23 protein-coding genes are annotated in these 22444 nt (G+C 56.3%); 12 read left to right on the forward strand and 11 right to left on the reverse strand.

The window, feature by feature from the left end; translation table 11 throughout:
• Nucleotides 1-57: 57 nt before the first annotated feature.
• The 3 genes from JYB85_RS05145 (at nucleotide 58) to JYB85_RS05155 (ending at nucleotide 4016) form a co-directional block, all read left to right on the forward strand.
• Complete coding sequence (locus tag JYB85_RS05145) at nucleotides 58-1488, forward strand: DEAD/DEAH box helicase (protein ID WP_207381328.1); 1431 nt, start codon at nucleotides 58-60, stop codon at nucleotides 1486-1488.
• A gap of 77 nt (nucleotides 1489-1565) precedes the next feature.
• Nucleotides 1566-2588 (forward strand): CobW family GTP-binding protein, encoded by a 1023-nt coding sequence (locus JYB85_RS05150; RefSeq protein WP_207381329.1) that lies wholly within the window; start codon nucleotides 1566-1568, stop codon nucleotides 2586-2588.
• A 90-nt stretch (nucleotides 2589-2678) separates the two neighbouring features.
• On the forward strand, nucleotides 2679-4016 hold the full coding sequence (locus tag JYB85_RS05155; RefSeq protein ID WP_207381330.1) for an MATE family efflux transporter: 1338 nt from the start codon (nucleotides 2679-2681) through the stop codon (nucleotides 4014-4016).
• 25 nt (nucleotides 4017-4041) lie between these two features.
• Here the strand turns inward: JYB85_RS05155 and nadK are convergent, their stop codons facing one another.
• Entirely contained in the window at nucleotides 4042-4920 is an 879-nt protein-coding gene (gene nadK / locus JYB85_RS05160) for an NAD(+) kinase (RefSeq protein WP_207381331.1), read from the reverse strand.
• 98 nt (nucleotides 4921-5018) lie between these two features.
• Between nadK and grpE the strand changes: the two genes are divergently transcribed.
• Nucleotides 5019-5618, forward strand: coding sequence for a nucleotide exchange factor GrpE (gene grpE / locus JYB85_RS05165; protein ID WP_207381332.1), 600 nt, complete (start codon nucleotides 5019-5021; stop codon nucleotides 5616-5618).
• A gap of 111 nt (nucleotides 5619-5729) precedes the next feature.
• Here grpE and dxs read toward each other — a convergent pair whose 3' ends face one another.
• From dxs to xseB, 3 genes are read right to left on the reverse strand one after another with little or no spacing between them, the layout of a single operon-like run.
• Entirely contained in the window at nucleotides 5730-7595 is a 1866-nt protein-coding gene (gene dxs, locus JYB85_RS05170; RefSeq protein ID WP_207381333.1) for a 1-deoxy-D-xylulose-5-phosphate synthase, read from the reverse strand.
• 23 nt (nucleotides 7596-7618) lie between these two features.
• Nucleotides 7619-8500, reverse strand: a complete 882-nt coding sequence (ispA, locus tag JYB85_RS05175) for a (2E,6E)-farnesyl diphosphate synthase (protein WP_207381334.1) — start codon at nucleotides 8498-8500, stop codon at nucleotides 7619-7621.
• Complete coding sequence (gene xseB / locus JYB85_RS05180; RefSeq protein ID WP_207381335.1) at nucleotides 8501-8740, reverse strand: exodeoxyribonuclease VII small subunit; 240 nt, start codon at nucleotides 8738-8740, stop codon at nucleotides 8501-8503.
• Between the two features lie 269 nt (nucleotides 8741-9009).
• Between xseB and pomA the strand changes: the two genes are divergently transcribed.
• The 3 genes from pomA to thiI all read left to right on the forward strand — a co-directional run bounded on the left by pomA (nucleotide 9010) and on the right by thiI (nucleotide 12330).
• Nucleotides 9010-9777, forward strand: coding sequence for a flagellar motor protein PomA (gene pomA, locus JYB85_RS05185; protein WP_207381336.1), 768 nt, complete (start codon nucleotides 9010-9012; stop codon nucleotides 9775-9777).
• 4 nt (nucleotides 9778-9781) lie between these two features.
• Complete coding sequence (locus JYB85_RS05190; RefSeq protein ID WP_207381337.1) at nucleotides 9782-10708, forward strand: flagellar motor protein MotB; 927 nt, start codon at nucleotides 9782-9784, stop codon at nucleotides 10706-10708.
• 167 nt (nucleotides 10709-10875) lie between these two features.
• Entirely contained in the window at nucleotides 10876-12330 is a 1455-nt protein-coding gene (gene thiI, locus JYB85_RS05195) for a tRNA uracil 4-sulfurtransferase ThiI (RefSeq protein ID WP_207381338.1), read from the forward strand.
• Between the two features lie 104 nt (nucleotides 12331-12434).
• Here the strand turns inward: thiI and JYB85_RS05200 are convergent, their stop codons facing one another.
• Nucleotides 12435-12677 carry a hypothetical protein gene (locus JYB85_RS05200; protein WP_207381339.1) on the reverse strand — a complete coding sequence of 81 codons (243 nt, stop codon included), beginning with the start codon at nucleotides 12675-12677 and terminating at the stop codon, nucleotides 12435-12437.
• Nucleotides 12678-12853: 176 nt separating this feature from the next.
• Here JYB85_RS05200 and JYB85_RS05205 point away from each other — a divergent pair, with 176 nt between their 5' ends.
• The 4 genes from JYB85_RS05205 to rlmM all read left to right on the forward strand — a co-directional run bounded on the left by JYB85_RS05205 (nucleotide 12854) and on the right by rlmM (nucleotide 16073).
• Nucleotides 12854-13765, forward strand: coding sequence for a transcriptional regulator GcvA (locus tag JYB85_RS05205; protein ID WP_207325685.1), 912 nt, complete (start codon nucleotides 12854-12856; stop codon nucleotides 13763-13765).
• Nucleotides 13766-13787: 22 nt separating this feature from the next.
• Nucleotides 13788-14471, forward strand: a complete 684-nt coding sequence (locus JYB85_RS05210; RefSeq protein WP_207381974.1) for an alpha/beta fold hydrolase — start codon at nucleotides 13788-13790, stop codon at nucleotides 14469-14471.
• 52 nt (nucleotides 14472-14523) lie between these two features.
• Nucleotides 14524-14904 carry a DUF423 domain-containing protein gene (locus tag JYB85_RS05215; RefSeq protein WP_207326230.1) on the forward strand — a complete coding sequence of 127 codons (381 nt, stop codon included), beginning with the start codon at nucleotides 14524-14526 and terminating at the stop codon, nucleotides 14902-14904.
• An 83-nt stretch (nucleotides 14905-14987) separates the two neighbouring features.
• Nucleotides 14988-16073, forward strand: coding sequence for a 23S rRNA (cytidine(2498)-2'-O)-methyltransferase RlmM (gene rlmM, locus JYB85_RS05220; protein WP_207325686.1), 1086 nt, complete (start codon nucleotides 14988-14990; stop codon nucleotides 16071-16073).
• A 116-nt stretch (nucleotides 16074-16189) separates the two neighbouring features.
• On the opposite strand, the gene JYB85_RS05225 is transcribed toward rlmM, so the two are convergent.
• From JYB85_RS05225 to JYB85_RS05245, 5 genes are all read right to left on the reverse strand, one after another.
• Nucleotides 16190-17265, reverse strand: a protein-coding gene (locus JYB85_RS05225) for an IS3 family transposase (RefSeq protein WP_207379321.1) whose coding sequence is annotated in 2 segments (ribosomal slippage) — nucleotides 16190-17016 and nucleotides 17016-17265 — 1077 coding nt in all. Because the reading frame shifts where the segments join, the coding sequence is not laid out codon by codon here.
• 1163 nt (nucleotides 17266-18428) lie between these two features.
• On the reverse strand, nucleotides 18429-18848 hold the full coding sequence (locus JYB85_RS05230; protein WP_207381340.1) for a hypothetical protein: 420 nt from the start codon (nucleotides 18846-18848) through the stop codon (nucleotides 18429-18431).
• Nucleotides 18849-18912: 64 nt separating this feature from the next.
• Entirely contained in the window at nucleotides 18913-19506 is a 594-nt protein-coding gene (locus JYB85_RS05235; RefSeq protein WP_207381341.1) for a glutathione S-transferase family protein, read from the reverse strand.
• A gap of 69 nt (nucleotides 19507-19575) precedes the next feature.
• Nucleotides 19576-20016 carry a hypothetical protein gene (locus tag JYB85_RS05240; protein WP_207381342.1) on the reverse strand — a complete coding sequence of 147 codons (441 nt, stop codon included), beginning with the start codon at nucleotides 20014-20016 and terminating at the stop codon, nucleotides 19576-19578.
• 418 nt (nucleotides 20017-20434) lie between these two features.
• The gene (locus JYB85_RS05245) at nucleotides 20435-20914 is read right to left on the reverse strand and encodes a nuclear transport factor 2 family protein (RefSeq protein WP_207381343.1); all 480 of its coding nucleotides are present in this window, start codon (nucleotides 20912-20914) and stop codon (nucleotides 20435-20437) included.
• A 136-nt stretch (nucleotides 20915-21050) separates the two neighbouring features.
• On the opposite strand from JYB85_RS05245, the gene JYB85_RS05250 reads away from it, so the two are divergent.
• Nucleotides 21051-21449 (forward strand): winged helix-turn-helix transcriptional regulator, encoded by a 399-nt coding sequence (locus tag JYB85_RS05250; protein WP_207381344.1) that lies wholly within the window; start codon nucleotides 21051-21053, stop codon nucleotides 21447-21449.
• A 355-nt stretch (nucleotides 21450-21804) separates the two neighbouring features.
• Here the strand turns inward: JYB85_RS05250 and JYB85_RS05255 are convergent, their stop codons facing one another.
• Complete coding sequence (locus JYB85_RS05255; RefSeq protein WP_207381345.1) at nucleotides 21805-22416, reverse strand: peptidylprolyl isomerase; 612 nt, start codon at nucleotides 22414-22416, stop codon at nucleotides 21805-21807.
• Between the last annotated feature and the right edge of the window lie 28 nt (nucleotides 22417-22444).

Consider the following 22444-nt stretch of genomic DNA (forward strand, 5'->3'; position numbering starts at 1 on the left):
GGCGTATACTCGCCGCCTTTGTTTTTACCCCTGTCACCGAAATTAGGACACCCCTCCATGAGCTTTGAACAACTCGGCCTTGACCAGCCCTTGCTGCATGCCGTTGCCGATGTGGGTTATCGGCAGCCGACTCCGATACAGCAACAGGTGATCCCTGAGGCGCTCAAGGGGCGGGACATGCTGGCCTGCGCCCGCACAGGCACGGGCAAAACGGCGGCCTTTTTGTTGCCGCTGCTGCAAAGGCTCAATGCCTCATCGGCACAGGAACAGGCACAGGCCAGCACTGGGCCAAGAGCCCTGGTGCTGGTGCCGACCCGGGAGTTGGCCCAGCAGGTGGCTCTGGCCGCCGAGCGCTACAGCCAGGCCACTGCGCTGCGGACCCTGGCGGTCTACGGCGGTGCCAATATTCGTCCCCAGGCCAGGGCGCTGGCGAGCGGAATTGACCTCCTGGTGGCAACCCCGGGACGGCTGTTCGATCTGGTCAATCACTTCGAACTGCGCCTGGATGCGGTTTCGGTTCTGGTGGTCGATGAGGCCGACCGCATGCTGGATCTGGGCTTTGTGCGTGATATTCACAAATGCCGGGCCCTGATTGCCGCCGAGCACCAGACCCTGTGCTTTTCTGCCACCTTCGACGCCAGGGTGCAGGCATTGGGACGGGAGCTGCTGCGGGATCCCCTGTGGATCCAGGCGACGGCCACTGAGGCCGAGGGCAAACTCAGTCAGCAGGTGTGGCAGCTGGACAGCCGGCGGCGCAGCGAGTTTCTGGCCGAGCTCATCGGCCGCAACAACTGGCAGCAGGTGCTGGTGTTTGTCGCCTCCCGGCAGCAGGCGGGGCAACTGTGCCAGGAGTTGAAACTCGATGGTCTCAAGGCCGAAGAGTTCCACGGTGAGCGCACCCAGGGGGCTCGCAACAGGGCCCTTGACGCCTTCAAAGAGGGCAAGCTCAGGGTGTTGGTGGCAACCGATGTGGCGGCCCGGGGACTGCATATCGAGGCCTTGCCCGTGGTGGTCAACTTTGGCCTGCCGGAGGCCGACGAAGACTTCACCCACAGGATAGGCCGCAGCGCCCGCGCCGGTCAGGATGGCCTGGCGCTGACTTTGGTCACTGCCAAGGAGTTGCCGCGGCTGAAGCAGATTGCGGCCAAGGCCGGCATTGCGCTGCCCGACGCGGCATTTCCCGCCGGTTATGAGCCGGGGGCGCCGTTACCGGCCCGTTACCGGGAATTGCCACCAGAGGGCGGCGCTGTCGCCGGTGGCTACCGGGAAGACAAACCGCGGCGGCGCTCGGATGCCCGGGGCCCAGGTAACAGTAGCCAAGGAAACAGGGGCTCAGGTAGCAGTAGCCAAGGAAACAGGGGCTCAGGTAACAGAGGCTCAGATAGCAGAAGCCCCAATAGCAGGGGCGCCAACGGCAAACCTAAAACCACAGGCGCCACTGCCAAGGCCAGTGGGAAAAAATTCCTCACTGGTAAAGTGGGGCGCTGAGCCCGCCTGGCCCTGTGTGGCTGGGCCCCTTTGAGGGTGTTATGCTGGGCGCCAAACGCTGATACTCCAGGAATTCCATGATCCGCAATCCGGTTCCGGTGAACCTTATCACCGGCTTTCTCGGCAGTGGCAAAACCACCCTTATTGGTCGCTTGCTGGCCCACAAACCCGAAGGCGAAACCTGGGCCGTGCTGCTCAATGAGTTCGGCGAGGTGGGCCTGGACGCGGCGCTGCTGGGCAAACACGCCGAAGTGGTTATTCGCGAAGTGCCGGGGGGCTGCCTGTGCTGCGCCGCCGGGGTACCAACCCAGGTGGCGGTTAACCAATTGCTGGCCAGGGCCAGGCCCGATCGCCTGCTGATAGAACCCACTGGGCTTGGGCACCCGGCGCAAATCCTGAAACTGCTGCAAAATCCCTATCTGGCACCCGTGCTCAGCATACAGACCACAGTGTGCCTGGTGGACCCCAGGGTACTGAATGACCCGCGCTACACGGGCAATCCCCTGTTCAACGATCAGCTGGCAGTGGCGGATCTTATCCTCGCCAGCAAGGCCGATGCCTGGGGGCCGGATGCCTTGGCGGCGTTGCAGCATTATCTTACGGAGCGGGGCTTGCAGCAGGAAATCCTCAGCATAGGGGATAAACCCTTAACCCATGCCCCCTGGCTGACCCGGTCCAGACTCGAACCCAGAACTAAGACGCCAAATGACAGCTTGTTGCGGCAACCGCCTACGCCTCTGGCGCCGGGCTCAGTGTTCGACAGCCGGGAAGCTGAGCCAGATCCGCAACCTGCTCAGGACGCCATACTCAGGCGCGAGCACAGCGAAGGCCCCATGTACAGCTGTGGCTGGATCTTCGGCGCCGGGTGGCAATTTGATTTCGATGCCTTGCTCAATTGGGTGAATTCCGTGCCTTCTTTGCGGCTCAAGGCTGTGATGATCACTGCCGATGGCATTTTGGCCATCAATCGCCTGGGGGATGAGCTTAAGCTGGCGGAGCTTGACGATGCCCTCGACTCCCGTCTGGAGATTATCTCCGAGCAGCCGCTCGATTGGGCGCAGCTGGAGCAGGGGTTAAAGGCCTGTTTCAGTGCATCATGATGGCGGTCGGGGCTGCGGCGCCGGGCCGTTTGCGGTAGAATCGGCAGCATTTTCCAGGCTGCATGCCCATAAAAACAAAGAGCCAAGTGAATGTCCGAGCCCCAGGATAACCCGCTGATCCGCTTGCCACTGCCCAGGCTGTTCTGGCGCTATACCCTGCCGACCGTGGCCTCCATGCTGGTCACCGGCATCTATGTCACCATAGACGGCATGTTTGTCGGCCATCTGCTGGGGGCTCAGGGGCTGGCGGGTATGATGCTGGCCTATCCGGTCGGTGCCCTGGTGTATGCCGTGGGGGCCTTGATTGGTATGGGGGCGGCGGCACTGGTGTCCATCAATCTGGGGCAGGGCAATGAGGCCAGGGCCAGACGCCTGCTCGGCAATGCCTTCAGCCTGTGCCTGCTCAGTGCCCTGGTGCTGGGCACCCTCGGCAGTGTGTTTTCCCATGATATCTTGCGCTGGCTCGGGGCCGAGGGGAAGGTGCTGGACAGCGCCAATCAGTATCTGTTTTGGTATTACGCCCTGTGTATTTTCCCCATTATCTCCATGAGCTTTACCACCTTGCTGCGCAACGACGGTCGCCCGGGCTTCGTGACCTGGGTGCTGATTGGCGGCGGTCTGCTCAACACCTTGCTCGATTACCTGCTGATGATGGTGTTTCCCCTGGGACTGGCCGGTGCCGCCATTGCCACCATGTTGTCCCAGGCGGTGACCGGCGGCCTGTGTCTGGCACATTTCTTCGGCCCCCGCACCAAACTCAGGATTAATCTGGCCCAGATGGCGCTAACCCTGGACAACTGTCTCAATATCGCCCGGGTTGGGGTGCCCAGCTTGCTGATGAACCTGTACCTGTCGATAGTGCTGACGCTGCACAACACGGCGCTGCTGTGGGTGGGAACGCCGCTGCACGTGGCCGCCTATGGGGTGGTCAGTTATACCGAAGCCTTCTTTTATCTGATCTTCGAAGGTATAGCCCTGGGTACCCAGCCGATCCTCAGTTTCAATGCCGGGGCCGGGCGCCATGACAGGGTACGGGAGGCCAGACGGCTGGCCATGTCGGCCACCTTGCTGGTGGCAGGCCTCGGGCTGATATTGCTATACAGCAGACCCGAGTGGATGGTGTACGTGTTTGCCGGGGATAACGCGGTATTGGCGCCGGTGGCCACAGAGGCCATGGGGTTGTATTTCTGGGGCTTGCCCTTTGAGGGCATGATCCTGGTGGGGGCCAGCTTCTTCCAGGCCATCAACAGACCCAGGGAAGCCTCGATACTGACCGGCAGCAAGCTATTGCTGATAGCCCTGGTGATCTACAGCTTTGCCTGGCTGTTCGGAATTAAGGGGGTCTGGGTGTCGCTGGCCTGTGTCAGCAGCGCCCTTTGCCTGTGGATGTGGCACCGCTTCAGGATCGTTGACCGGGCTCTGGGCTAATCACAGTTTATTCAGAATCGCTTGCTCAAAAGAGCTTGCTGCCCCAGCCGAGCTTGTTTCTGAGCACGTGGAAATAATTGTGGCCCTTGGGGTGGATTAACCGCAGGCGCTCGGCGCTCTGACGGATAATGATCTCGTCACCGGGCAGTACCGCCAGGGTCACATGGCCGTCACAGCTGACTTCCAGATTCTCGTCATTGTCCGGTGACACCACCAGCTTGATGGTGGAGTGGGCGTCCACCACTATGGGGCGACAGGACAGGGTGTGGGGGAACATGGGCACCAGGATCAGCGCCTGCAGGTTGGGGGTGAGTATGGCGCCCCCGGCCGACAGTGAATAGGCGGTGGACCCGGTTGGGGTCGAGACTATCATGCCGTCGGCGCGCTGGCTGTACATAAACTGATCGTCTATGTAGACCTCAAATTCAATCATGTGGGCAATCTTGCCCGGGTGCAATACAGCTTCGTTGACCGCTGTATTGCTGGCCTTGATGGCGCCGTGCCTGTGCACCTCGGCCTCCAGCAGGAACCTGTGTTCGGTGACAAACTCGCCGTCCAGCACATCCGCCAGCATGTCTTCAAAACCATCGGGGGGCAGATCGGTGAGGAATCCCAGATTGCCGCGGTTAACCCCGATAACGCCGAGATCGAATCTTGCCAGCACCCGTGCGGCCCCCAGCATGTTGCCGTCACCACCCACCACTATGGCCAGATCGCAGCGGCTGCCGATTTCCAGCAAATCCACGGCGGTCACCTGATTACCCAGCTCGCCGGCTACTCGCTCTTCCACCAGAACCTCAAATCCCTGGGTCGAAAGCCAGTGGTGCAGCCGCTTGAGCGTCAGGTTGGTGCCACTGTGATGGGGTTTGCCAATCAGGCCTATGGTATGAAACGGGGAAGTCATATGGGGAAAGTGCGTGCCTTAGGCCTTGAAACGGCGGAATTGATCCCCATAATATGCCTAGCCTATGCAGAAACAAAGCATTTTTAGCCGGAGTTAAGATGAGCAAGAATTCGACCAAACCTCAAGAAGTACCTCAGGATACGGTTCAGGACAGCGAAGTTGTCACCGAAGAAGCGACTCTGGTTGACGAGCTGACCCAGGCCAATTTCAGGGTTGAGGAGTTGGAACAGGCCCTGGCCGCCGCCGAAGCCAAGGTCGAGGAGCAGAAAGATTCAGTGATCCGTGCCGCCGCCGAAGTGGACAACATCCGCCGCCGCGCCGCCATGGACGTGGAAAAAGCCAACAAATTCGCCCTGGAAAAATTTGCCAACGAATTGCTGCCCGTTCTCGACAATATGGAGCGCGCCCTTGCCGGTGGCAGCAGCGATGACGCCAGCAAAGCCATGATGGAAGGGGTGGAACTGACCTTCAAGAGCCTGCTGACCGCGGTGGAGAAATTCGGTGTTAAGGCGGTTGACCCCATGGGTCAGGCCTTCAATCCCGATCAACACCAGGCCATCGGCATGCAGCCGAGCAATGATTTCCCCGCCAATACCGTGATGTTGGTGATGCAAAAGGGTTATGAACTCAATGGTCGCCTGCTGCGTCCCGCCATGGTGATGATCTCCCAAGGCGGCGGTGTCGATACCGAGGCTTAAGTTCGGGGCTTAAGTTCGAGGCTTAAGTTCGGGGTTTAATCAGCCCTTGCCGACCCAATAATAAAAAAGGACTGCCAAGGCAGTCCTTTTTTTGTCTTATCGAGCTGCAACTCAGTCGATATAGGCGCGGATCTGACGCTCGATACCGGCGGCATCGAGGCCCAGCTCGGCGAGGATTTCCTCCGGCGATCCGTGCTTGATGAATTCATCGGGCAGGCCGATTTGCAGCACAGGCTTGCAGATGCGGTGTTTGGCCAACAGTTCCAGCACGCCGCTGCCGGCGCCGCCCATGATGGCGTTCTCTTCCACAGTCACCAGCACCTCATGGTTGGCAGCCAGTTCCAGCACCAGGGCTTCATCCAGAGGCTTAACGAAACGCATGTCGGCCACTGTGGCATCCAGTGCCTCGGCCGCGGTCAGCGCCGCGGCCAACGTGGTGCCGAAGTTGAGCACGGCTATGGCCTTACCATGGCGTTTCACCAACCCCTTGCCTATGGGCAGGGCAGTCATTTGTTCCACCTGCTCGGCACCTGTGGCACTGCCTCGGGGATAGCGCACCGCGCTTGGCCCTTCGTTGTGGCAATAGCCTGTGTACAGCATCTGCCGGCACTCGTTTTCATCGCTTGGAGCCATGATCAACATGTTGGGCACACAGCGCAGGAAGCTGAGATCAAAGGCCCCCTGGTGAGTCGGACCATCGGCACCCACTATGCCGCCGCGATCGACGGCAAACAGAAGGGGCAGACGTTGCAGCGCCACATCGTGGATCAGCTGATCGTAACCGCGCTGCAAAAAGGTGGAGTAGATGGCGACCACGGGCTTATAGCCTTCGCAGGCAAAACCGGCCCCCAGGGTCACGGCATGCTGTTCGGCGATGGCGGCATCGAAATACTGCTCGGGGAAGCGCTGGGAAAATTCCACCATGCCCGAACCTTCACGCATGGCCGGGGTGATACCGAGCAGCTTGCTGTCTTTTTCGGCCATGTCGCACAGCCATTTGCCAAAGACCTGACTGAAGGTGGGCAGTCCCGGCTTGGTGGCCGGTTTGCGGAACTGGCTGGGGTCGAACTTGGGCACTGCGTGCCAGCCAATGGGATCTTTCTCCGCCGGCTCGTAGCCGCGGCCCTTCTTGGTCATGATGTGCAGGATTTGCGGGCCCTTGAGGCCGCGCATATTGCGCAGGGTCTCGACCATGGCATCCACATCGTGACCGTCGATGGGGCCTATGTAGTTGAAGCCCAGCTCCTCGAACAGGGTGCCGGGGACGACCATGCCCTTGAGGTGTTCTTCGGTGCGTCTGGCCATTTCCTTGATCACCGGCATGCCCTTAAGCACCTTTTTGCCGCTTTCACGGATGGTGGTGTACAGGCGGCCGGACATCAGTTGGGCCAGATGGTTGTTGAGGGCGCCGACGTTTTCCGAAATGGACATTTCGTTGTCGTTCAGCACCACCAGCATGTCTTTGTGCAGATCGCCGGCATGGTTCATGGCCTCGAACACCATGCCACCTGTCATGGCGCCGTCACCTATGACGGCCACCACTTTGCGCCCCGCCTGTTCCTTGTCGGCGGCGACCGCCATGGCGAGCGCGGCCGAGACCGAAGTGCCCGAGTGACCGACGCTGAAGGTGTCGTATTCACTCTCTTCCCGCCAGGGGAAGGGGTGCAGGCCATTCTTTTGTCTGATGGTGTGCATCCGCTCGCGGCGACCGGTGAGGATCTTATGGGGATAGGCCTGGTGGCCCACGTCCCAGATCAGGCGGTCGAAGGGGGTGTTGTACACATAATGCAGGGCCACGGTCAGCTCGACCGTACCCAGGCCCGAGGCGAAGTGGCCACTGGACATGCCAACGGATTTAAGCAGGAACTGGCGTAATTCATTGGCCAGTTGCGGCAGCTGTGACTGAGGCAATTGCCTGAGTTCTTCTGGGGTGTTGGCCTTGGCCAGTACCGGAAATTGGGAAATGTCCAAACTCATAGCGAGGTTCAATGACTCTCTTTTTATACCCGGCGCTCTATGATGAAGCGGGCGAATTCTGCAAGTAACTGGCTATTGTATGGCAATTTTGCCAGCGCCGATAGTGCATCGGCCACCAGGTTATCGGCCGTTTGCTGTGCGCCTGCCAATCCCAGCAGTTTGGGAAAGGTGCTCTTGTTGGCGTTCAGATCCGAACCCTGGGGCTTGCCCAGCTCTTCCGTGGTGGCAGTAATGTCGAGAATATCGTCCTGCACCTGGAAGGCCAGCCCTATGGCATCAGCATAGGTGCGCAGGGCGGCTTTTTCCGACTCCGGCGCCTTGGCGGCAATTAATGCCAGCTCGGCGGCGCAGCGGATAAGGGCACCGGTTTTGAGATTATGCAAGCGGGTCAGCTGGGCCAAATCTATGCTTTGGCCAGTGGCGGCAAGGTCGATAGCCTGGCCGCCGCACATGCCGGCGTAGCCGGAGGCTTGGGCCAGTGCCTTGACCATCTGCAGCCTTTGCTGGGCGTCCAGCTCTGCGTCTGCGGTGCTGATAATGTCGAAGGCAAGGGTCTGCAGCGCATCACCGGCAAGAATAGCGGTGGCCTCATCGAAGGCGACATGTACCGTTGGCTGACCGCGGCGCAGGCAATCGTTGTCCATGGCGGGCAAGTCGTCATGGATCAGCGAATAAGCGTGGATACATTCGATGGCGGCGGCGCAGGGGTCGAGTTGTTGTTTGTCGACTCCCAGCAGTTCACCCACGGCATACACCAGGAAGGGGCGGATACGTTTGCCGCCGAGGAGAGCGCCGTGGCGCATGGCCTGCTTCAGCCGCGGTGCACCGTCGTCCAGTTGATCGATTTCCCGGGCGAGAATGGCATCAACCCGGGCTTGGCATTGTGCCAGGCTGTGTTTGAGCACTTAATCACCCTCGGGCAGGAAGTCTGCCAGGGGCGCATCCGGCTCCTGCTTGAGCAGTATGGCGACCTTTTGCTCCGCCTGTTCCAGCTTGGCCTGGCTGGCGCGCACCAGTCCTATGCCGCGCTCGAATTGCTTGAGGGCATCATCGAGGGACACATCCCCCTGCTCCAACTCGCCGACTATACGTTCGAGCTCAAGCAGGGACTCTTCAAAGGTTAAGCTGTCGGGTTTTTTGGCCACTGTCACACTTCCTGAAAATTTAGCCGACACAAGGTATCTCAGGAGCCCACCAGGGTCAAATTCAGGCGGGCAAAATTTGCCTCGCTGCACGCTTTGTTGCTGAATTTTTGTTGAAAAAAATAAAATGACACTAAACTTGCCCAAGTTAGGTCCGATAACTGAGAATAGCGAATGACCGACGTACTCTTTATCCAGACATTATGGGATAGGGGATCGGCATTTGAATTGGGTATCTCTGTCGCCTTTTGCGACACCATTGAGGAGCAATAGTGGATTTAGCAACCCTGATAGGCTTGTTGGGCGCCTTTGCATTTATCATCATGGCCATGGTCAGCAGCGGCGGCCTGGCGATTTTCGTCGATGTGCCTTCTGTGCTTATCGTGCTCGGTGGCTCACTGTTTGTGGTAATGATGAAGTTCAACCTCAAGCAATTCCTCGGTGCGGTGAAGATTGCGGCCAAGGCTTTCATGTTCAAGCTGGAAAAACCCGAAGAGCTGATTGAGCAGTCCGTCTCCATGGCCGATGCGGCCCGTAAGGGGGGCTTCCTGGCCCTGGAAGAGGCGCAAATCTCCAACAGTTTTATGCAAAAAGCCGTCGACATGCTGGTGGATGGTCACGACGGTGACGTGGTACGTGAAGCCCTGGAAAAGGATATTGCCCTGACCGAGGAGCGTCATCGTACCGGTATCAGTATTTTCAAGGCCTTCGGTGATGTGGCTCCGGCCATGGGTATGATAGGTACCCTGGTGGGGCTGGTGGCCATGTTGTCCAACATGGATGACCCCAAGTCCATCGGTCCCGCAATGGCCGTGGCACTGTTGACCACACTTTACGGCGCCATCATAGCCAACATGGTGGCCATTCCCATTGCCGACAAGCTGGCGCTGCGCATGGGTGAGGAAATGCTCAACCGCAGCCTGATCATGGACGCCGTGCTGGCGATTCAGGATGGCCAGAACCCCAGGGTGATCGAAGGTTTCCTCAAGAACTATCTGTCCGAAAAGCAGCGGAAGATAGACACCACGGACGGGGAGTAATCCCATGGCCAAGGACAAGTGTCACTGTCCGCCGCCGGGGGCGCCGGCCTGGCTGGCGACCTTTGCCGATCTGATGTCGCTGCTGATGTGCTTCTTCGTGCTGCTGCTGGCCTTCTCCGAAATGGACGTGATGAAGTTCAAGCAGATTGCGGGCTCCATGAAGTACGCCTTCGGGGTGCAGAACAAGGTGGAAGTGAAGGACATTCCCAAGGGGACGTCGGTCATTGCCCTGGAATTCCGTCCCGGCAAGCCTGAGCCCACGCCCATTGAAATCATCAACCAGCAGACCAACGAGATGACCGAGCCGATCCTCGATTTCCAGGAAGGGGATTCGGATCGCGCCGGTGGCGTGCAGCAGCAACAGGGTGAGCAGCGGGGCGGCGAAGCCTCGGCCACGGCACAGGAAACAGCCGAGGCCAAGAAATCCGAGGCCGCTTCGGCCCAGGACAAGATTAACCAGGAAGTGAAGAAAATGGCCCAGGAGCTCAATGAGCAGATAGTGGACGGCGCCATTGAAATCGAATCCCTGGGGCAACAGATCATTATCCGTATTCGCGAGAAGGGCGCCTTCGGCTCCGGCTCGGGCTTTTTGCAACCCAGGTTCAAGCCGGTGATCCGCGCCGTGGGCAACCTGCTCAAGGATGTTCCAGGCATTATCACGGTCTCGGGTCACACCGACGATATGCAGATAAGCAACGAGCTCTACAGCTCCAACTGGGACCTGTCCTCCAAGCGCGCCGTGGCCGTGGCCCATGAGCTGGTCAAGGTGAAAGGCTTCGACAGTTCCAGGATGAAGGTGGTGGGCATGGCCTCCACCGCGCCCCTGGTGCCCAACGATTCGGCCGGTAACCGCGCCCGTAACCGCCGGGTGGAAATCGCCATAGAGCAGGGCAAGGCCAAGGAATCCGACGAGATCCAGGTCGGCAATTAACTTCCTTGAGTCATTTCCGACAATAGAAGATGGGGCCCTGATAATTCAGGGCCTCTGTTTTTACCCGCCGGCCCAGCCCGTCATACTGCAATAAAAGCTCTGCTCTCATCCCCGTGCTTTGTTATAATCGGCAAATTGCTGTTTTTAAATTGTCCTGCGGAAATCCAATGAAGTTTATCGTCAAGCTGTACCCCGAAATCATGATGAAGAGCAAACCGGTAAGAATGCGCTTTACCAAAATGCTCGAGTCCAACATACGCAATGTGCTGAAAAAAATCGATGAAGATGCCAAGGTGCAGCGCCAGTGGGATAGGATCATGGTGATGGTGCCCAAGGACAAGCCGGAGCTGGAGTCGGTGTTTGCCGAGCGCCTGGCCTGCATTCCCGGCATCGCCAACGTGGTGCAGGTGGCCGAGTACAGCTTCACCACCATGGATGACATCTATCAGCACGCGCTCAAGGTGTACCGCGATGTGCTCAAAGACAAGACCTTCTGCGTCCGGGTCAAGCGTTCCGGGCAGCATGACTTCAACTCCATCGAGGTGGAGCGCTACGTGGGCGGCGGCCTGAACCAATTCACCGAGGCCAAGGGCGTCAAGCTCAAAGACCCTGATATTACTGTGAACCTGGAAATCGATCGCGACAAGCTGTACATGGTAAACCGCCGTATCGAAGGTTTGGGTGGCTTCCCCATGGCGACCCAGGAAGACGTGATGTCGCTGATCTCCGGCGGTTTCGACTCGGGTGTGGCCAGCTTCCAGTTCATAAAAAAGGGCGCCCGTACCCATTACTGTTTCTTTAACTTGGGCGGCGCCCAGCACGAGATTGGCGTCAAGCAGGTGGCCTACCACCTGTGGAAGACCTACGGCGAATCACACAAGGTTAAATTTATCAGTGTGCCCTTTGATCCCGTGGTGACCGAGATCCTGGAGCGGATCGACAAGGGCCTGATGGGGGTGATCCTCAAGCGTATGATGATGCGTGCCGCCACCCGGGTGGCCGACCGCATGGGCGTGCAGGCACTGGTAACAGGTGAGAGCCTGGGCCAGGTATCGAGCCAGACCCTGACCAATTTGAACGTGATTGACCGCTGCACCGACTTGTTGATCCTCAGACCGCTTATCACCATGGACAAGCAGGACATTATCAACGAAGCCCGCCGTATCGGCACCGAGGACTTTGCCGCCTCCATGCCCGAGTATTGCGGCGTGATCTCCCAGCGTCCCACGGTCAAGGCCGTGCTGTCCAAGGTGGAAGAGGAAGAGCTGAAGTTCTCCGCCGATTTGCTGGACAGGGTAATCGCCGATGCCAAGGCCATCGACATACGTGAAATTGCTGCCACCATGGATGCCCAGGTAGCCGAAACCGAGACGGTGCAAGCCGTCAGTGGCAACGAGATAGTGGTGGATATCCGCGCCCCCGAGGAAGAGGAAAACAAACCTTTGGAGCTCGACGGCGTGGAAGTGAAGCATATTCCCTTCTTCAAGCTGGCCACCGCCTTTGCCGATCTCGATCGCAGCAAAACCTACCTGCTGTACTGCGAGCGCGGGGTGATGAGCAAGCTGCAGGCCCTCTATCTGCAGGAGCAGGGCTTTACCAATATCAAGGTTTACCGTCCCTGAGGTTGGCCAGCGCTTTAGCAAAAAAGCCAATAAAAAAGCCGCTCACAGCGGCTTTTTTATTGGCTTGGGATTATTGCTTGTGCTTACTGCCTGGGACCCGAACCTTATTCGGCCTTGGCCAGTTGCGGGGCTTCTTCGCTGTCGGCTTCACCGGCAATCAGCATGGCACCCATGTCCTGCTGCAGTTGCAGCTGCAGTTCATCGAAGGAGCGCTCCAGATCGGCGCTGATGCTGGCATGCAATTCTGCGGTATCAAAGGTTGCTACTGGTTGTTCATCGGCGGCAAAGGCCATATGACTGAGACTGGCGGCAAGACCAAGGGCAAGGATGGATTTGAAGTATTTCATGGGACGCCTCCGGGCGAATTTTTCGCTTTGTCAGGCAGTCCCTTCACGTCATTTGAGATTGCCCAACCTCATGTTTTCTTGATGCAAAATTTATCCAAAAGGGCTTCCATTAACAAACGATAAAATGTAACAATCAGGATTAGAAAAACTAATCAAAAAACGAGAGCTATATCACCATGTCGAGAAGGCTTCCCCCCCTCAACGCCGTCAAGGCATTCGAGGCCGCCGCGCGCCACCTGAGCTTTACCCGTGCGGCGGAAGAACTGTTTGTGACCCAGGCCGCGGTCAGCCACCAGATCAAGGCACTGGAAGACTTTTTGGGATTAAAATTATTTCGCCGCAAGAACCGCTCTTTGCTGCTCACCGAAGAGGGCCAGAGCTACTTTCTCGACATCAAGGACATCTTCACCGATCTGGCCGATGCCACCGACCGCCTGCTGGCCCGCAGTGCCATAGGTTCGCTGACGGTCAGCATGTCGCCCAGCTTCGCCATCCAGTGGTTGGTGCCGCGCCTGGCCAAGTTCAGCGAAAAGAATCCCGAAATCGACGTACGTATCAAGGCGGTGGACAGCGAGGTCAGCTCGCTCACCGACGATGTGGACGTGGCCATCTACTATGGTCAGGGCAACTGGCCTGGGCTCAGGGCCGACAAACTGCGCAACGAGGTGCTGATCCCCGTGTGTTCACCCCTGCTGCTCAATGGCCCCAAGCCGCTGGAAAAGCCCGCCGATCTTAAGCATCACACCCTGCTGCACGACATGAGCCGCCACGACTGGCAGGCCTGGTTCCGCCAGTGTGGCGTGACCGATGTCAACGTCAACCAGGGGCCCATCTTCAGCCACTCCTCCCTGGTGCTGCAGGCCGCGGCCCACGGTCAGGGCGTGGCCTTGGGCTACAGCGTACTGGCAAGGCCCGACATCAAGGCTGGCCGTTTGGTGGTGCCCTTCCAGGAAGTGCTGGTGAGTAAGGATGCCTATTACCTGGTGTGCCACCAGAATCACGCCGAGCTCGGCAAGATAGTCGCCTTCCGCGAATGGATGTTGGACATGTTTGCCGAGGAGTCGCGCAGTGAACTCTTGCCAGGATAATAGTTCCGACCTGCCGGACTGGATGCGGCTCAACATGCCGGATGAGCGTAAGGGCGGCGCAACCGATACGCTAGTGATTTTCGCCCACGGTGCCGGCGCCGACATGGACTCGGACTTTATGGCGGATATGGCCAGGGGCCTGGCTTATCGCGGTGTGCCCGTGCTGAGGTTTAATTTCCCCTATATGCAAAAATGCCGTGAGGATGGCAAGCGCAGGCCACCGGATAGGGCTCCTGCGCTGATGGAGTGCTTTGCGGAGGTGCTGGAGCAAGCCAGGGCGCGTTTCAAGCCCAAGCGGGTGTTTCTGCTTGGCAAGTCCATGGGCGGCCGGATGGCAACGCTCTTTGCCGCCAGACCTGTTGCTGCCAGCTGTGAAGCCAGTCCTGAAGCCAGCTATACACAGGCGCCGATTGCCGGCGTTATCTGTCTTGGATATCCCTTTTTACCGCCCAAGGGCAAGGAGGTGCGCCTCGCCCCCGTGACCGACTGTCCTGTGCCGCTGCTGATAGTGCAGGGGGAGCGCGACAGCTTTGGCAACCGGGAGCAGGTGTTGGCGTGGCAGCTGCCTGAAAAGGTGGGCCTGTGCTGGATCCCTGATGGCGATCACAGCCTTAAGCCGCGCAAGGCCTCGGGCCACAGCCTCGAAGGCAACCTGGCCCTGGCCGTGGATGCCTGCATGGCCTTTATTGGACCTGCCCATGAATAAAGAGCTGAATAAAGAAATGAATAAAGAGCCGAATAAAGAGCTTAACAGCGGGATGAACAGAGGTTTGTTTTTGTTGGCTTGTGTCAGTGGCTTTCTCGCCGTGGCCTTTGGCGCCTTCGGGGCCCATGGCCTCAAACAGTTGGTCTCGGCCGAGATGCTCGGGGTATTTCGCCTGGCGGTGGAGTATCAGTTCTATCACACCTTCGCCCTGATGGCGGTGGCGCTGGCCAAACCCTGGGTGGATTCGCCCCTGCTCAACTGGGCGGCGCGGCTGTTTATCGCCGGCATGCTGCTGTTCTGTGGCTCCCTGTATGCCTTGGTGCTCACGGGCCACAAATGGCTCGGGCCCATCACTCCGCTGGGGGGCATGTGCCTGCTGGCCGGTTGGTTGTTGCTGGCGGCAGGTGTGTGGCGCAGCCGCGGCGCACAATAGCACGCCCTGTGGTATACTCGGCGCCAATTTCTGTTTGTCGGCAAGAGTCCTTGCCACACTGCCTTTTATAGGTCTGATATTCAATGAAAAACCTGTTTTTATTCTGCCGCGCCGGTTATGAAAAAGACTGCGCGGCCGAGATCCAGCAGCGGGCCGGAATGCTCAATGTCGGCGGCTTCGTCAAGGCCAACAACAACGATGCCTTTGTGGTCTACCAGTGTTTCGATGCCGAGGGCGCCGAACTGCTGGCGCGGGAACTGCTGCTGGACACCCTGATCTTTGCCCGGCAGATGTTTGTCTGTGGCGACCTTATCCGTGATCTGCCGAGCGATGACAGGGTCAGCCCCTTGGTGGCGGCGCTGGAAGGCGTCAGCCGCGGCGGCGAGCTCAGGGTCGAAACCCCGGATACCAACGAGGCCAAGGAACTGTCGGCCTTCTGCCGCAAGTTCACCGTGCCCCTGCGCCAGGCCCTGAAAAAGTCCGGCACCCTGCTGGACAAGGAAAATGCCCGCCGCCCCATAGTGCATGTGTGTTTCGTGGCCCCGGGTCAGGCCTATGCCGGTTACTCGTTGTCGAACAACAGTTCACCCCATTTCGGCGGCATCCCCAGGCTCAAGTTCCCCGCCGATGCCCCAAGCCGCTCAACCCTGAAGCTGGATGAAGCCTTTATCCACTTCATTCCCAAGGAAGAGCAGGAAACCCGGCTGCGCAGCGGCATGAATGCCGTCGATCTCGGTGCCTGCCCCGGTGGCTGGACCTATCAACTGGTGCGCCGCGGCATGTTTGTTGCCGCCGTGGATAACGGCCCCATGAACGACAAACTGATGGAAACGGGCCAGGTAACCCACCATATGGCCGACGGCTTCCGCTTCGAACCCGCGCGCAAGAACGTCTACTGGCTGGTATGCGACATGGTGGAAAAACCCGCCCGTGTCGCCGAGCTGATGGAGGCCTGGGCCATCAATGGCTGGTTCAAGGAAGCCATCTTCAACCTCAAGCTGCCGATGAAGAGCCGTTACAAGGAAGTGGCCACCATTTTGGAAAACATGGCGGTTATCCTGAAGGAAAACGGCGTCGCCGATTTCCAGATGCGCTGCAAACACCTGTACCACGACAGGGATGAAGTGACGGTCCACCTGTGGCTGCGACCGAATTCACCCTGGAACTAATGCAAAAGGCGCCCTGAGGCGCCTTTTTTGTGTTTAAACTGTGGCTTCAAGCAGGATACTATTGATGCTGACCTTTCCCCGAGATTAGTACCAATCCCTTGATGAGATTTTCCAGCTTATGCTGCCTGCTTGGCATACTCAACAGGCGGCGTGTAGTTCAATGAACTATGTGGGCGAACATGGTTGTAGTGTTCACGCCATAGTTCGATTTCGTATCTGGCTTCGTCTAAGGTTCTGAACCAGTGCTGGTTCAGACATTCGTTCCGGAATTTGCCATTCAGGCTTTCCACAAAGGCATTTTGCGTCGGCTTTCCTGGCTGGATAAAGGCCAGTGTGACGCCCGTTTCCTTACTCCAGAAGAACATTGCCTTGCTGGTAAATTCTGTCCCATTGTCGCAAGTAACCTTGTTTGGCTTGCCTCGCTCTTCCATCAACTGGTCCAAGAATCTGGCGACCTGCCTGCCACTGATGGCTACAGAGACTAATTGACCGACCATTTCCCGCGAATAATCATCCATGACATTCAGTACCCGAAAGCGCCGACCATTGCTGAGTTGGTCTGACACAAAGTCCATAGACCAACGTTGATTCGGTGCTGTCGGCACCTCCATCGGCTGCCTTGGCCGGGTTAGCTTCTTGCGCTTCTTCGTTCTGACCTGCAAGCCTTCCTCCGTGTAGAGCCGATAGGTTCGTTTGCGGTTTTTGACCCAGCCTTCGCCTCTGAGCAAACCATGCAGCATTAAATACCCATAGCGAGGATATTGCGTCGCCAGCGCCTTCAGCCGCTGTCTGAGCCCATTGTCAGCCTTTGTCCTGGGCTGATAGCGAAACGCGGTCCGGCTCAACCCAGCCAGCTTGCAGGCCACACGCTCACTGAGACTGAAACCTTCAATCAAGTGCTGGGCAACAGGCTTTTTTGCCGCTGGCGTTACCACTTTTTTGACAGCACATCCTTCATGGCTTCGACTTCCAGCATCTTGTCGGCCAGCATCTTTTTGAGCTTGTTGTTCTCGGCCTCCAACTCCCTCAGCCGCTTCGCTTCATTCACTTCGAGCCCGGCATACTTGCTGCGCCAGTTATAGAAAGTGCCCGTAGAAATGCCCATTTCACGGCAAATGTCATCGACCTTTGCCCCTGCCTCATGCTGTTTGATGGCCTTAATGATTTGTTCTTCGGTGTAGCGTTTCTTCATGTTGAGATCTCCATTGGCTCCAGTGTATTGGAAATCTCATCAATGTCATGGTCTTAAAGTTGGGGGAGAGGTCACATGCCGGAAGTGGACTACAAGAGCAAACCATTGCTGCTTTGCAAGCAGCGCAACGTCGTGGGCCTCCAACCCACACCCGGGCAAGGGGCTTTGCTCATCCAAAGCCCCTTGCATCCCAAAGGATGCCCCAGTCGGAGCCGACAACCCCTCGGCCTCTTGAGCTTGGTCATGCTACTACTTCGGACTCGCGTCCTGCTCGACCGAAGCAGCCTCGGTGTCCCTACCTCGGCTACGCGCCCAAGCTCATCGTCCTCGGCGGCTCCGAAGGGGGGGAATTGGCGGTGCAACAGTTCGACTTTTGCTTTTCCATTCCGGAATACGCAGAACACTCCAATAGCTAGAGGGGAATGCCCTGAATTGGCATTGCCGCACCAGTGACCATCGGCGACATGGACGTCGCCGGTGAGCGCCCAGGGAAGGGTTCACAGCGTGTCACGGGTGCGGCAGTGCGAAAGCGCACCGCAGGTGATGTAGTACTTCCCATGCCGGAAGTGACTACAAGAGCAAACCATTGCTGCTTTGCAAGCAGCGCAACGTCGTGGGCCTCCAGCCCACACCCGGCCAAAAGGGGCTCAACAGCAATAACAACGTCCCTGTTTAACAGCCAGCTCGCCAATCCCTAGCTCGCGCTCAGGAGCATGTTACTGCGTGACCTTCGCCCTCTTGGATCACCCTGCCGCCCCCAGTCGGAGCCGAAAATTCCGCGGGTTTATGGGCGAAACGGCCAACGCGACAGACTCTCGGATTTACGTCCATGTAAATCCACCCCAGCTCGGCTCCATGCCTCGCGTTCGTGAGCTTGTCGCTGCGCGACACTCACCCTGCTCGACCGAAGTAGCCTCGGTATCCCTACCTCGGCTACGCGCCCAAGCTCATCGTCCTCGGCGGCTCCGAAGGGGGATATTACAGGTGCAATGGTTCGGCTTTTGATGTGCAGCCCGACAACATCAAAGATTTTGATGAAGCCAGAGAATAACGCCTTGATTAGGCATTGCCGCACCAGTGACCATCTTCAGATCACAGTACATCAGGGATTTCTTACAAATTTCCTTTGTAACCATTGGCTTAATGATGACAATACAAAGTGGTTAGTTAGAATTACATTTGTACCTTGGTGGTGTGCAACCATCCTTTGGCCAGTCATCTCTGCCCCAGCAATACTGATCATTACCCCGCGGCTTAATATGCCAAACTACCGGATGTCCTTCATTGTCGAGCCGGGTTTCACCTACCAATTGCACTCTGAGAAACTCATCTTCGGTGCTCAATATGTTATATCTAAGAACCTGCCTGGCATCATCTTGTGAAATATAGCCTTTTTCGACGTACTTCAGCTCAAGCATTGAGTCTTTAAACGAAATTGTGTGGTAATTAACACCACAATTGCTTGTAGGAGTCTCGTCCCAGGTACCTGCTAACTTTGAAGCAATAACCGAGTCAGAGCTCGGTGTAGAGGAACATCCTGCAAAAAATATCATTGAAAATAAAATATAAATTCTGGTATTCATGGAAACTCCTTGTAAATTTTATGTTTGTGCTCGAGATGAGGGATAAGTCGCAAGGTTACGCTTGTTAAATGGGGTGTGGTTCTGTGCTTTGAAAAGACGCTCTTTGCGTGATCAATTGGAACCAGTCGTTTAGGTCGCTGTATTTCTCGAACTCAATGAAACCCAGCCTTCTTTTGGCTAAATCAAGGCCACAGGCAACGGCTATGCTGGCCAAAGACAATTCGCGGCTCAGCTTGTTTGAATGATCACTGAGATATTCGACACACCTGATAGCGCGTTGCTTTTCTACTGCCAACAAGTGTTCTGAGATGAGTTCAGGCTCGCGCCGTGCCTCCCGAATCCAAACGGCAATACTTTCAAGAAAGCCAATACAAAAGCCTTCGAACGCCAGCGATGGCGGATTGTCGGTACTGGCTGTTAGCCTGTTATTGGTAGAAACCGACTCCAACATGGCTACTACAATGCGTGTGTCTGAAAATAATTCGCCATTCATCTGCAATGCCGGGACTTTTCCTAGCGGCCCATATTTCAGCAGTTCGCTGTTTGGGTCTCTTACCGTGACATACTCGATTTTTACCTCTTCAGAAAGGCCCAGTTCCTGTATGGCAATTCTGGCCACCCTGGAAAAAGGGGAGTTGTGGGTTGAGAACAGTTTCATATCATCCTTAATGTTGTCAGCAGTGCTCCAGGAAACGAGGTTCCGCGACCAAATGCATGTCTTGTACGGTTAGCAGCCGCCATTTGTGTCGGTTTTTGAGGGTTGCCAGCTGAGGATCCTGTAGCCGGCTTCCGTTTGCAGTACCCCATAGGTGCTGCAAACCTTGTCGAGTTCGCTGCCGTCGATTTTTAGCCTGGTCAGGCTGAAGGTTATCAGGTTGTAGTTATCTATGCTGGCGAGCACCTTGGTTTTATCTATATTGGATTTGCCGTAGTGAGATTCCGCCAGCTTGGTGCGAATTTCTTTTATGAAGACGGCAGCGTCGGCAGCTGACTCAGGTACATGGGTGTGAGGGCCAAAGATAAACTGGGGTTTTTCTACGAAATAGCCCGATAGGTCACTGCCTTTGGCAAAGTCCGAAAGGTAATCGCCTATAAAAGATTCCGCGTCTCCTGCCTGAGCAAAGAAGGAAGAGGCGAACACAACACAACCGAAGATATAATTTTTCATGGATTTTCCGTTAATCGCCCTTATTGGGATTACTCAAGTTTTAAAACCTGTTTCCCTGTCATGGGCCGTCTGTTTTACCGTCTGTTTTGCAGACAAGGGCACAGCTACCGCAGGGGCTGAAGCAAATCACCTAGCCCCTGAACTTAGTTTTATCTATTTGATTCAGTATCTTGTCAGACCGAGCTATGACACGGCAAGTAGAAAATGATGCGTGTCAAAGCTTTCGCCTTGGGCGGCACTGTTGTGTCAGCAGTACAACTATCATCAGGCTATCATCAGGCTATCATCAGGCTATCATCAGGCACTGCCGCGTCAGTGACCATCGGCGACAGGGGGAAGCACTGGCCTGAGAGGGGAATTTTAAGCCTGTTGCCGGGCAATGACAGTGTATTGTCTCGTTTTAGTGTGACCGATGTGATTAAAACACACCATTTGGGTTGCGAACCTTCCCACCCGAGAGCAGCGCATATAGCCTCATGGAAAAGCTGATGCCTTGAACTGCATCCCAGTGTTCAACCAATTGGCCGTCAACGATTTTCCAGGTGTCGATAATATTAAAACCTTGAGAGTCATCACCTCTATGTTTGGCTTTCAGGGTGGCGTGGGAATGCAAAATCACGTGTTCACCGTCCACATAGATCTGCTTGACGTCATAGCTGAATTCGGGAGCGTTTTCAACCAAATCACCCACGGCCTTCACTACACCTTCGATACCATCGGCAATATTCCGGTTGTGCTGTTTGTATGGCCGACCTGCATATTGGCGGCTAATTTCGTCGAAGTTATGTTCATTCATGAGCAACTGAACAAATTCAATGACTTGCTCAGCATTCTTCCTATCGATGCTGTTCCAGTGAGATTTTTCCAGAACTTTCAAATTGATTTTTGGGAATGACATCTTTTCGTTCCTCATGACCTAGACCTGCTTGGGCGTTTGAATGATTAGTGTGACTTGCATTTTGAAAGTTAATTTATTTGCTTGCAATATGCAAGTTAAATAGAATGAAATCTAAACTGAAGCGAGAGATGACAAGATGCCCCAACGTTCAAGCTGCCCAATCTCAAATGTGCTGGATTTAGTCGGTGACAAATGGAGCTTGCTGGTACTTAGAGATCTAATTTTCTTTGGAAAATCTACCTATTCCGAGTTGCAGACATCTGATGAGCGAATGGCAACCAATATACTTTCCAGTCGGTTGGAGCAGCTGGAGCGGGACGGACTCATTAGCAAACGAGCCGATGCCAATGACAAACGGAGAAAAGTCTATGCACTGACTCAGGCAGGTAAAGACATGCTCCCCCTATTGCTGGAAATGATCGTTTGGAGTAGCAAATACGCCCCCGATACCAATCTGCCTAAACAATTGCTGAACAGGCTCAAGAATGATCGTGAAAAGGTGATAAGTGAGCTGATGGAAAAAATGGCAGATTAATTATCATGAATCGCCTTCCATTTTATTGAATTTACATGTTTTTACTGTTTTAGTTGTCGCGCTGTGTAGTGTCATCTTGTAGCGTCTCACTGAGGGAGAACCCTTGTTGATAACAATGTGCCCATGCGCGAGAGACAAGGATGCCGAACAGGCTTTTAGCAGGGATATTGTCTCTGGCCGATACGCGGGAAAATAAGGGGGGCTGCATCGGGCTTATTACATGCAGTCCAACAACTTCGTTGATCCAGCGTAAGAGATGGCCTCCGAACAAGTCAGCAAGTCTTGTGGGCTCCTCTGGGAAACAACAAAAAAGCCACCGCATAAAAGGGTGGCTTTTTACCTCTCACGTCCTGGCTTAGAGTGCCGGGCAATTCATCTCGGTGACCGACTCGATAAGGACATCATCGACAGGCACATTGCTGAATCCGTTGACGCTGTGCACCGGCGTAATGCTGATCTGATCGACCACTTCCATACCGGAAATCACCTTGCCAAATACCGCATAGCCGTAGTTGCTGGCGGAGTAATCCAGCTGGGGGTTATCCAGCACGTTGATAAAAAACTGCGAGGTGGCAGAATCCGGTGCCGAGGTGCGGGCCATGGCCAGGGTACCGCGATCGTTGCTGAAGCCGACGCGGGCTTCGTTCTTGATAGGAGAGTCTGTGGCTTTGGCTTGCAGGCCGGTGGTGAAGCCGCCGCCCTGGATCACGAAGTTGTTCACTGCGCGGTGAAACAGGGTGCCATTGTAGAAGCCCTTGTCCACATACTGTTTGAAGTTTTTGCCGCTGAGCGGGGTATTGGTCATGTCGATGGCCAGCTCTATGTCACCCATGTTGGTGCTCATCAGGTAACAGGCATCGGCCTTGAAGACTGCCGGGGTTTCGGGAACCTCAGGTGCTGGGCTGTCACTGCCGCCACCGCAGGCAACCAAATTAACTGAAAGTGCTAATCCTATGATTCTTTTCATTTTATATCCTTTGCTGCACCTTGGGTGC

The sequence above is a fragment of the Shewanella sedimentimangrovi genome (assembly GCF_017354965.1).
GTDB lineage: Bacteria > Pseudomonadota > Gammaproteobacteria > Enterobacterales > Shewanellaceae > Shewanella > Shewanella cyperi.

Excerpts from the sequence above, each read along its gene's own strand:
- JYB85_RS05145 (WP_207381328.1), top strand. The coding sequence starts at position 58 with ATGAGCTTTGAACAACTCGGCCTTGACCAGCCCTTGCTGCATGCCGTT.
- JYB85_RS05150 (WP_207381329.1), top strand. The coding sequence starts at position 1,566 with ATGATCCGCAATCCGGTTCCGGTGAACCTTATCACCGGCTTTCTCGGC.
- JYB85_RS05155 (WP_207381330.1), top strand. The coding sequence starts at position 2,679 with ATGTCCGAGCCCCAGGATAACCCGCTGATCCGCTTGCCACTGCCCAGG.
- nadK (WP_207381331.1), bottom strand. The coding sequence starts at position 4,920 with ATGACTTCCCCGTTTCATACCATAGGCCTGATTGGCAAACCCCATCAC.
- grpE (WP_207381332.1), top strand. The coding sequence starts at position 5,019 with ATGAGCAAGAATTCGACCAAACCTCAAGAAGTACCTCAGGATACGGTT.
- dxs (WP_207381333.1), bottom strand. The coding sequence starts at position 7,595 with ATGAGTTTGGACATTTCCCAATTTCCGGTACTGGCCAAGGCCAACACC.
- JYB85_RS05190 (WP_207381337.1), top strand. The coding sequence starts at position 9,782 with ATGGCCAAGGACAAGTGTCACTGTCCGCCGCCGGGGGCGCCGGCCTGG.
- thiI (WP_207381338.1), top strand. The coding sequence starts at position 10,876 with ATGAAGTTTATCGTCAAGCTGTACCCCGAAATCATGATGAAGAGCAAA.
- JYB85_RS05200 (WP_207381339.1), bottom strand. The coding sequence starts at position 12,677 with ATGAAATACTTCAAATCCATCCTTGCCCTTGGTCTTGCCGCCAGTCTC.
- JYB85_RS05205 (WP_207325685.1), top strand. The coding sequence starts at position 12,854 with ATGTCGAGAAGGCTTCCCCCCCTCAACGCCGTCAAGGCATTCGAGGCC.
- JYB85_RS05210 (WP_207381974.1), top strand. The coding sequence starts at position 13,788 with ATGCGGCTCAACATGCCGGATGAGCGTAAGGGCGGCGCAACCGATACG.
- JYB85_RS05215 (WP_207326230.1), top strand. The coding sequence starts at position 14,524 with ATGAACAGAGGTTTGTTTTTGTTGGCTTGTGTCAGTGGCTTTCTCGCC.
- rlmM (WP_207325686.1), top strand. The coding sequence starts at position 14,988 with ATGAAAAACCTGTTTTTATTCTGCCGCGCCGGTTATGAAAAAGACTGC.
- JYB85_RS05230 (WP_207381340.1), bottom strand. The coding sequence starts at position 18,848 with ATGAATACCAGAATTTATATTTTATTTTCAATGATATTTTTTGCAGGA.
- JYB85_RS05235 (WP_207381341.1), bottom strand. The coding sequence starts at position 19,506 with ATGAAACTGTTCTCAACCCACAACTCCCCTTTTTCCAGGGTGGCCAGA.
- JYB85_RS05240 (WP_207381342.1), bottom strand. The coding sequence starts at position 20,016 with ATGAAAAATTATATCTTCGGTTGTGTTGTGTTCGCCTCTTCCTTCTTT.
- JYB85_RS05245 (WP_207381343.1), bottom strand. The coding sequence starts at position 20,914 with ATGTCATTCCCAAAAATCAATTTGAAAGTTCTGGAAAAATCTCACTGG.
- JYB85_RS05250 (WP_207381344.1), top strand. The coding sequence starts at position 21,051 with ATGCCCCAACGTTCAAGCTGCCCAATCTCAAATGTGCTGGATTTAGTC.
- JYB85_RS05255 (WP_207381345.1), bottom strand. The coding sequence starts at position 22,416 with ATGAAAAGAATCATAGGATTAGCACTTTCAGTTAATTTGGTTGCCTGC.